General features: G+C 64.3%; 6 protein-coding genes and 1 pseudogene. 3 read left to right on the forward strand and 4 right to left on the reverse strand.

The features are described from left to right. Positions 1 to 42 precede the first annotated feature (42 nt). Positions 43 to 423 carry a hypothetical protein gene (locus tag LGR54_RS22165; protein WP_230364130.1) on the forward strand — a complete coding sequence of 127 codons (381 nt, stop codon included), beginning with the start codon at positions 43 to 45 and terminating at the stop codon, positions 421 to 423. 346 nt (positions 424 to 769) lie between these two features. Here LGR54_RS22165 and LGR54_RS22170 read toward each other — a convergent pair whose 3' ends face one another. Further along, positions 770 to 1,729 (reverse strand): amidohydrolase family protein, encoded by a 960-nt coding sequence (locus LGR54_RS22170; RefSeq protein ID WP_230364131.1) that lies wholly within the window; start codon positions 1,727 to 1,729, stop codon positions 770 to 772. A gap of 280 nt (positions 1,730 to 2,009) precedes the next feature. Between LGR54_RS22170 and LGR54_RS22175 the strand changes: the two genes are divergently transcribed. Continuing rightward, positions 2,010 to 3,800, forward strand: a complete 1,791-nt coding sequence (locus tag LGR54_RS22175; protein WP_230364132.1) for a sulfatase-like hydrolase/transferase — start codon at positions 2,010 to 2,012, stop codon at positions 3,798 to 3,800. Between the two features lie 168 nt (positions 3,801 to 3,968). On the opposite strand, the pseudogene LGR54_RS22180 reads toward LGR54_RS22175, so the two are convergent. The 3 genes and pseudogenes from LGR54_RS22180 to LGR54_RS22190 form a co-directional block, all read right to left on the reverse strand. Beyond that, a pseudogene (locus LGR54_RS22180) lies at positions 3,969 to 6,325 on the reverse strand (phosphoketolase). A gap of 414 nt (positions 6,326 to 6,739) precedes the next feature. Then, entirely contained in the window at positions 6,740 to 7,159 is a 420-nt protein-coding gene (locus LGR54_RS22185; protein ID WP_230364133.1) for an Rrf2 family transcriptional regulator, read from the reverse strand. Positions 7,160 to 7,211: 52 nt separating this feature from the next. After that, entirely contained in the window at positions 7,212 to 8,165 is a 954-nt protein-coding gene (locus tag LGR54_RS22190; protein ID WP_230364134.1) for an HPP family protein, read from the reverse strand. A 725-nt stretch (positions 8,166 to 8,890) separates the two neighbouring features. On the opposite strand from LGR54_RS22190, the gene LGR54_RS22195 reads away from it, so the two are divergent. After that, on the forward strand, positions 8,891 to 9,996 hold a 1,106-nt coding region (locus LGR54_RS22195), incomplete at its 3' end, for a M10 family metallopeptidase C-terminal domain-containing protein (RefSeq protein ID WP_230364135.1).

Here is a 9,996-nt window from a genome sequence, read left to right on the forward strand (position 1 = left end):
AGAGTGATCCTGCCCGCTTGAGGCGCATGAGGATGCCTAGCCATGATAGCCGGAAATACGATCATACGTGCCTTTTCAGGGCCTTCCCGGTTCTGTGCCGTGCTCGTCTTCGCGACGATGGCGGGCGGCATGCCCGCGCACGCCCAGAACTGGGAGAAGTGCGTCGAGGCTATCGCGAAAACGCAGCAGGAGTTACAGAACGTTCTGCCGAAAAGCCCTCAGCCGAAGACGCAGCAGCAATCCGTCGCGGCGCAGGATTCTCATGATCCGACGCCGGACTCCCTGGCGGCCGCCGGTCTCGAAGCACCCGTTTCGGGACCGGCAGGGGCGCTGAATGAAGCGCAAAACCTGCAAGCGGCCGGAGACGAAGCCGGCTGCATGAAGGCGGTTGCCAAGGCTCGCTCGCTTGCCGGGCTGAAGTAAGCTTGCCAACTCTCGAGCCTTGCCGGGAGAGTCGCCCGGGAAGGTTCGATCGGGAGCCGCGATCGACCGCGCTATTCGTTAGCCGGAGGTGATGCCGGGGACCGGTTCGGCTGGAGGTGCTGCGTCCATCGCAGCTCGCGCGCCTCCCAGCCGATCCGTTGCCGATCGGCATGCGGTGCTCTGGACGGGCCCAGCGGTCGGCATGCAGCCGCGCGCCCTGGAATGATCGTCGCCGGTGCGCGCGCTCGGAGCCGTGGACGTGCCTCGCGCGCAGCCGGTCGCAGCGTATCGGGATCACAGCTTCCGGTATTCGCGCCCATCGCGCCCGGAAATCGCGATCAGCGTTTCACGTTTTGAGGTTCATGACAGAGATGGCATTGAGGCGCGCGACCTTCTCGCGCGTCGTGTCGTCGATCGGGGCGGCGTCGAAGAAGCGGCCGGCGGCGGTCGAATCCTCATAGGGATAATCGACCGAGAACAGGACCTTGTCGGCCCCGAGGGCGGAGAGTGCGGCGAGCAGCGGAACATTGTCGAACTGACCGGAGGTGGTCACGAACATGTTCCGTTTCAGATAGAAGGAGGGAGCCTCCTTCAGCGGACGCTTGCCCATGATGAGCGCGGCGCGGCTGTCGAAACGCCAGAGATGATAGGGCATGGTCTCGCCCATATGGCCGAGAATGATCTTGAGCCTGGGAAAGCGGTCGAACACGCCGGAGAAAAGCAACCGCAGGAAATGGGACGAGGTCTCGAAGTTCCATTCCCAGGTCGGTTTCAGCAGTTCCGGCGCTCCCTCGAGCACATAGGGCAGCGCGAAGGAATCCGTCGGATGCAGGTAGAGCGGCACGTCGAGGGCCTGCATGCGCTCCCAGAAAGGGTCGTATCGGGGATCGTCGAGATAGACGCCGTGAGTGTGGCCATTGACCATCGAGCCGACGAAGCCGAGCTCGCGGACGCCGCGCTCGAGCTCCGCGATCGCCGCGGGTACATCCTGCATGGGCAGGTGGGCGAAGCCTCGATACCGGGCCGGCCGCTTTTCGATTTCTGCCGCAAGTCTGTCATTGGCGTCACGGGCTAGCCGCACGGCTACTGCGGCGTCAGGCTCGGCTTGCACGCCAGGCCCGGAAATGGACAGAACCGCGATATCGACGCTGGCCGAATCCATGGCCGCGAGCCTGCGCTCACCGAAATCCAGCATGAGCTGGCTAAGGTGATCGGCGCTTTCCGCGGACAGTTTGGGCATAGCTGCCCGCATATGGGGCTCAAGCCCGGGCGTGATGAAATGCTCTTCGAGGGCAATCTTGTTCACGTCTCTTCCCCGCAATCGAATTCTTGTCGAGTTTGGCTGCCGCAATCTAGGGCCGCCAAACATCGATGAGAAGGCATCCATCGAAGGATATGCGGGCTTTCATTTTCCTTGAGACGGATGATTACAGTTTTGCGACGCCCGCTGTCGCGACGGAGAGGAAGGTCGTCAGAAATTCGTATCACGTATCCGTGTTCAGACGCCGGCTTCACGCCTCTCGTTTCCTCATGGGACACATTCGTCAGAGACAGAAGTCCTCGATATGTTTCCTGGGGGGAACAAAGTGAACGATAAGCCTGAGAACAAGATCGTTGCGTCCCGCCGGGAGCTTTTTACTTCCGGCGCCGCTCTCATGGGGGCCAGCCTTCTGCCGAAGGCGGCGGAGGCGGGGGAGATGCCTTCCCGCGCACCATCCCCCATCAAGGCGCCCGACGCCCCGCCCGGTGGCTACAACATCCTGTTCATCCTGGTGGACCAGGAGCATTTCTTCGACGCCTGGCCGTTTCCGGTGCCGGGCCGTGAATGGATCAAGGCCAACGGCATCACTTTCAACAATCATCAGGCGGCGTCCTGCGTCTGCTCGCCGGCCCGCTCGACGCTCTACACCGGGCAGCACATTCCCCACACCGGCATCTTCGACAACGCCAACGCCCTCTGGCAGCCGGACATGTCGACGGATGTGAAGACGGTCGGTCACCGTCTCGCCCAGCTCGGCTATCACGCCGCCTATCAGGGGAAATGGCATCTCTCCGCCAATCTCGATCAGGTCGACAAGGCGATCGACGCGCCGTTCGCGCAGTATCGCGAGATCATCGAAAGCTATGGCTTCGACGACTTCTTCGGCGTCGGCGACATCAACGACACCACGCTCGGCGGCTACAATTACGACGACACCACCACGGCCTTCGTCACCCGCTGGATGCGCACCAAGGGACAGGAACTGAAGGCGGCCGGTAAGCCCTGGTATCTTGCCGTCAACTTCGTCAATCCGCACGACGTCATGTACATCAATTCCGACCTGCCGGGACAGACCGTGCAGGGCAAGCGTTCCTCCATGCCGATCGCCCGGCCGCCGGGAAACGACCTCTACGCCGCGCACTGGGACGTGCCGCTGCCTTCCACCCGCACCCAGGCCTTCAACGCGCCCGGCCGCCCCAAGGCGCAGCACATCTACCAGGAGGTGATGGACTATCTCGTCGGCGAGTGGCCGGACGAGGATCGCCGCTGGCGGGTGCTGCAGAACTACTATTTCAACTGCATCCGCGATTGCGACCTGCAGGTCCATCGCGTGCTGGAGGCCGTCAAGGCCAACGGCATGTCGGAGGATACCATCATCGTCTTCACCGCCGATCACGGCGAGCTGGGCGGGCATCACCAGATGCGCGGCAAGGGCAACTCCACCTATCGCCAGCAGAACCATTTGCCGCTGATGATCGTCCATCCCGCCTATCCCGGCGGTGTTTCCTGTAACGCCGTGACCTCGCAGGTGGATCTCACCCCCACCATTCTCGCGCTCACCGGTGCAGCGCCGGAGAAGCTGAAGCAGGCGGCTGAGGGGTTGCCCGGGCATGATTTCTCTTCCCTGCTCACCACTCCCGGCGACGCCAAGGAAGACACGCTGCGGCCGGGCGCGCTGTTTTGCTACAACATGCTGAGCTATCAGGACGCCCGGTGGGCGGCGCATTTCGACGTGAAGGCCGACAATTCGGTCCCGCTCGCCCAGCGCATCGCCGCCATGGAGAAGCAGCCGCCGGACTTCCAGCTGCGCTGCTCCATCCGCAGCGTGTATGACGGTCGCTACCGCTTCTCTCGCTATTTCTCGCCGCAGGGCTTCAACACTCCCGATACATGGGAAGATCTGACGGCGAAGAACGACCTCGAGGTCTACGACCTGCAGAACGACCCGGACGAGGTGAACAATCTCGCCATGAAGGGGCGGGCGTCGGGCGATCTCATACTGTCGCTGAACGCCAAGCTGAACGGTCTCATCGCCACCGAGGTCGGGGTGGACGATGGCAGCTTCCTGCCGTTCAAGGACGGTAAGTGGGTGTTCCCGCCCGCGAGCGAACGGTAGCTTTCATATCCCGGAAGGCGATGACGAAGACTATTCGACCGACCGTGTCGCGGCCGGTCGAATAGGGGGGCCGTGTAAATGGTCGAGCCGCGCTTCGGCTCTCCAGTACGAGAGACGACGGCCTGCCGATCCGGCTCCGGCTCGACGAGAACGGGATGAGAGGCGGGATCAGCTCGGCCAGTGCCAATTCTGAATCTCGGGCATGTCCTCTCCATGCTCGCGGACATAGTCGTGATGTTGCGAGAGCCTGCCTTCCAGGGCCGCGATCGCCTCGGCCGTGCGGCCCTCGAGGCGGGGTATCCGCTTCAGAGCCGCGATGGCGAGATGAAAGCGATCGATCTCGTTCATCACCGTCATGTCGAAAGGTGTCGTCGTGGTGCCTTCCTCGCGGAAACCATGAACATGGAAATTCGTGTGATTGCGGCGCCGATAGGTGAGGCGGTGAATGAGATACGGATAGCCGTGATAGGCGAAGATCACCGGTCGATCGGCAGTGAATAGTTGGTCGAATACGTCGTCGGTGAAGCCGTGTGGATGCATGGAAGGAGATTGCAGCGTCATCAGGTCGACGACATTGACCACCCGGACGCGGAGGTCGGCGAAGGCGGTCCGCAACAGATCGACGGCTGCCAGGGTTTCGAGGGTCGGCACGTCGCCCACGCAGGCCATCACCACGTCCGGCTCGGCGTCCCCGCCGCTGGACGCCCATTCCCATATGCTGGCCCCGGCCAGGCAATGGGCTTCGGCCGCGTCGGCGGAGAGCCATTGCGGCTGCGGCTGCTTGCCGGCGGTGATCACGTTGATACGGTTCCAGGTGCGCAGGCAGTGGTCGGTGACCCACAACAGCGTGTTGGCGTCCGGCGGGAAATAGAGGCGAACGATGTCGGCCTTCTTGTTGGCGACGAAATCGGCGAAGCCCGGATCCTGGTGGCTGAAGCCGTTATGGTCCTGCCGCCAGACATGCGAGGTCAGCAGATAGTTCAGCGAGGCGATCGGCTTGCGCCAGGGCAGTTCCGCGGAGGTCTTGAGCCATTTCGCGTGCTGGTTGACCATCGAACCACAATATGGATGAACGCCTCGTAGCAGGAGAACAGCCCGTGGCGCCCGGTCAGCAGGTAGCCTTCGAGCCAGCCCTGGCAAAGGTGCTCCGAGAGAACTTCCATGACGCGGCCCTGCCGGGCGAGGTTCGTATCATAAGGTTCAATGGCCTCCATCCACACGCGGTCCGTCACCTCGAACACCGCGTCCAAGCGGTTCGAGGCGGTTTCGTCCGGTCCCATGAGGCGAAAGTTTCGCGTGTCCTCGTTCAGGCGGAAGACTTCACGCAGATAATGTCCCATCGCCCGGGTGGCTTCGCCTGTTGTCGCGCCCGGTCGGCCGACGTCCAGCGCCAGCCCTTTCCAGGAGGGCAGGACAAGTTCCTTGCGCAGCAGGCCGCCATTGCCATGTGGCAGCGCACCCATCCGCTTTTCGTCGCGCGGCGCCAAGGCCTGCAGTTCCGGCCGCAGGGTGCCGTTTCCGTCGAAAAGTTCCTCCGCGCGGTAGCTGCGCATCCACTCCTCGAGGATGCTGCGGTGTGCGGCATCGCCCCGGGCGTTGGAGACCGGCACCTGATGGGAGCGCCAGAACCCCTCGACCTTCTTGCCGTCCACCTCGCGCGGGCCGGTCCAGCCCTTGGGGCTGCGCAGCACGATCATCGGCCAGCGCGGTCGCTCGACCTCGCCGGAAGCTTCGCGTGCCGAGCGCTGGATGTCGCGAATGCGGTCGAACACGGCGTCGAGCGTCGATGCCATCGCCGCATGCATCGGCATCGGCTCGTGCCCCTCGACGAAGACCGGTTCGTAGCCATAGCCGGTGAACAGCGCGCGCAGCTCGTCATCGGACATGCGGGCGAGCAGGGTCGGATTGGCGATCTTGTACCCGTTGAGGTGCAGGATCGGCAGTACCGCGCCGTCAAGCGCGGGATTGAGAAATTTGTTCGAGTGCCAGGCGGCGGCCAGCGGCCCGGTTTCCGCCTCGCCGTCCCCGACCACGCAGGCGACCACGAGATCGGGGTTGTCGAGCGCGGCGCCAAAGGCGTGCACCAGCGCGTATCCCAGCTCTCCCCCCTCGTGGATCGAACCGGGCGTCTCGGGTGCGACATGGCTCGGCACGCCGCCGGGGAACGAAAACTGGTGGAACAGCTTGCGCATGCCCGCCTCGTCCGCGGTGATGCCCGGGTAAATCTCGCTGTAGGTCCCCTCCAGCCAGGTGTTGGCCACCATGGCCGGCCCGCCATGGCCCGGCCCGCAGACGTAGAGCACGTCGCAATCGCGCTCGCGGATGATCCGGTTGAGATGAGCGTAGATGAAATTGAGGCCCGGCGTGGTTCCCCAATGGCCGAGCAAGCGTGGCTTGACGTGCTCGGCCGCCAGCGGCTCGCGCAGCAGGGGATTGTCGAGCAGGTAGATTTGTCCGACCGACACGTAATTCGCCGCGCGCCAGTAGCGGTCGATGGCTTCCAGTTCGGTTTGCCGGACGGCTATATGGTTCTCCTACCAGACTGCGGGGCGAGCGGACTCGCCGGTCAGGGGCGCCGTGCGGTGGCCCAGAGGGCGACGATCCGTCACGACGTTGTCGAAGGCCGCGCCCCGGAGCCTTGGGCCGCGGCCGCTTTCACGCACGACGATCCCGTCGCCCCGCCATGTTGGCGTGGCAGGAAGCGTGAAACAATACGTGGATCAACGCGATGCGTGCCGGGGCGTTCGCGGAGCCACGCCTTCGGCTGCTGATCGCCGGCCTACTCCTCCCGGTGCGGGATCATGCCGCCATGATGAAGGGCGCCGTCGATGAACGCACCATCGGCCGTCCAGCTCAACATCGTGGCTGTGCATCGGCCTGATGGCGTCGCACGGCTCGCCGAACGCCACGCCGCGACGGTCTGCGCAACGAGCCGGCGATCAGGAGACTTTCAGCAGGTGTCGGAAGTCACCGCGTTTGCTGAGTACGTCCGCCAGCGAATAGCGATCGAGCGTGCCGAGAAAGGCCTGCAACGCTTCGTCGAGCACGCAGGTCAGGCCGCAGGCCGGCGCTATGATGCAGGAGCTGCAGCCGACGAGGTCGAAATCCTCTTCCGTATGCCGGACCAGGGCGCCGACATTGATGTCCGCGGCGGGGCGCGCCAGCCTTATGCCGCCGGAGCGACCGCGCACGCTGTGCAGATAGCCGGCATTCACCAGGTCATTGACCACCTTCATCAGATGGTTCTGCGAGATGGCATAGGCACGGGAGATCTCGGCGATCGAACACAACTCCTCCGGCCGTGAGGCCAGATACAGCAACACGCGCATCGCGTAGTCGGTGTAGCGTGTCAGGCGCATCTCGGTTCCACCTCGGATCGTTGTTGCACCGGCGAATTCCTGCCGGTTCCGTTCAGTTGAGGCCGCGTGTCAGCACGTGAAGCCAGTCCGCCTCCGTGACGACGCCGATCGGATGCCGGCCGGCATCGACGACGAACACGGAGTGCACCCGGTCTTGGGCATAGCGATCCAGCAGATCGATCGCGGGGGTCGTGGGGAAGGCCGTCGCCGCCGGAGTCATGGCGCTGCCGACATTCTGCGCCGGCCGTACGAGTTCGCGCAGCGAGATGGCTCCGACGAGGCGTCCCGTGGCGTCCACCACGGCCAATCGGCGAATGTCGCGCTTCACCAGCAGCGCCCGCGCCTGCTCGGCGGATGCATCCTCCGCGACGCTGATGACGTTGGTCGCCATCAGATCGGCGCAGCTCAGCTCGTGATAGGAGCGGGCGACGGCGCGTCGCTCGATGTGCCGGACAAGTCCTTCGAGGTCCTCCGCCCCGATGTCGAAGGCCTCGCCGACCTCGTCCAGCGTCGCGGCGATGTCGGCCTTGCTGACCGTCCAGGGCAGATCGCGGCGCGGAGCCGGCTGCGCCGGCGCGGGGACATGGGGAAAGGTGTGGCCGGACCAGCGATGATAGACCCAGGCGCTCGCGACTAGCACGACGGCGTTCAGTCCCACCGGCACGAAGGGAAAAAGGAAGCTCGACGACCCGCCGACGAACAGCCCGACCAGCGCCGCCGCTCCGCCGGGCGGGTGCAGGCAGCGCAGCAGCGACATCACGCCGATGGCCAGCGCGACGGCGATCCCGGCCGAGAGGGCGGTGGGCGGCATGAAGTGGCCGACGGCAATGCCGATGGCGGCGGAGATCACGTTGCCGCCGATGGCGGGCCAGGGCTGCGCCATCGGGCTCGCCGGCACGGCGAACAGCAGCACCGCGGAGGCGCCCATGGGTGGCACGATCCACACGAGATGGTTGAGGTCCGCTGCGGCAAGGCCACCGATCACGGCCGACAGGCCGATCCCCATGAGGGCGCCAAAGCAGGCGAAGGCGCGATCACGGAGCGTTGCTCCCGCGAGGATCGGCCGAAACAGTCTCAAGCGTGCAAAGGCTGACAAGGCCCACTCCAAATGCATCGCGTTATCAGGAAACGTCCACAGCCCGGCAGGGCGGGATGGATCGTGGCGCGGCGAGAGCCAGGGGCGAACGCGCCGACACATGGCATGACCGTCGAACGCGAAGCGTCCAGCGGGTGCCGTCCGGACGTAATGCCATGCTTTGCCTGCTCCATCGATATAAACATACATATCCTGTGCATGTTTTTAAGTCCACCGGTTCGGGCGACGGTGGTTTTCCGGATGCGGGAGGGGGGCGATGTCGGCAGGGCTTCGAGGCCGGTCAGGTGGTGCCTGAGCCGGTCGCGGCTCTCGCCAATCTCAACGCGCCTACGGACGCCTCGCCGAGCGGGTCGGGGTGGCGGCGCTGGGTATGGCGAGCCAGCCCGGCGACATCACCTTCACGACGCTGGCTTTCGCCGCCTCGAACCGCTCCGCTGTGGCGGGAGTGCCGATCGCCTCCGATATCGCGCCATCATGGCGCTGGCGAAGAGCAGGGCGTCCGGCGTGTTTTGCGCGGCGACCGCTGTTGGCTTCCGTACAGCCGACCTGGTCATTCGTTTGACGACGGATCCTTTCAATCTACAGTAGCGGAAGCAACATGCCCGGGCTGAGCCTCGGTTGATCGCGGGGGGGCGATGGCTGCTGGTTCGGTGACGATCGAGGCCACGGGCGATGATTACGTCGACGGCCTGATCGATGGTGTCAAATGGGCGCCGGGGTGGGTGACGTTCAGCTTCGATGGAGCTTCCGAACCTCAGATAGCCACCCTGAGTGCCCTGTTCACCGGTTCCTATGAGTTGCGTGTCGAGTGGAGCTCAGGAGTTTATGAGTCGCTGAAGCTCTACGGGAGCGTGAAGGAGCTTACCCAATTCTCGACAAAACGGCAGCCGGGAACCCCCACTACAGATGTGACCATCTACAAGAACAATGGCGACATCCGGATCTTCAACAGCGGCACCTTTGACGGAGCTTACACCGCCAATCCTCCCGGCACCGGCGATGGGGGCGACATTCGGTTCAACAAGGCGCTGAACGGTACCGATCACGACTTGCTCGACCCCAGCCTCGGCAATTTCGCCTTTTTTACCTACCTGCAGGCGATGGGCGAGGCCTTGGGCCTGAAATCGGCCAGCGCGGCCGGCGGGGTCGCCGATGTGGCGGTGCCCGCCGACAAGGATGCGCTGGAATATACGGTAATGAGCCAGCGCTCCTATCCCGGCGGGCCGCCGGGCGACTACACGCTTGGCGCATGGGATTACCCGCAGACCTTCATGTCGCTGGACATCCAGGCACTGCAGGCGCTGTACAGCGCCGATTACGGCTTCAATGCCAAAGATACGACCTATCGATGGGACGCCACCGGCGCCATGTACGTGAACGGGGTCAAGACGGTGATCCCCGGCGAATATCTTGAGCCCCACGTAAATGGTGTTCATCCCGAGGCGACCAAGATCTTCCTGACCATCTGGGATGGCGGCGGCGTCGATACCTACGACTTCTCGAACTACAGCGGCGACATGTCGATCGACCTGTCGCCGGGCGGCGCCAGCCTGTTCTCGCAGGCGCAGCGCGCCTCGCTCGGCGACGGCGTCCAGGCCCGCGGCAACGTCTACAACGCCTATCTCTACAATGATAACCCGGCCTCGCTGATCGAGAACGCCGTCGGCGGCAGCGGCAACGACACCATGCGCGGCAACAGCGCCAATAACGGCCTGAACGGCGGCGCCGGCGCCGACACGAT

Source organism: Ancylobacter sp. Lp-2, assembly GCF_020523795.1.
Taxonomy (GTDB): Bacteria; Pseudomonadota; Alphaproteobacteria; order Rhizobiales; family Xanthobacteraceae; genus Ancylobacter.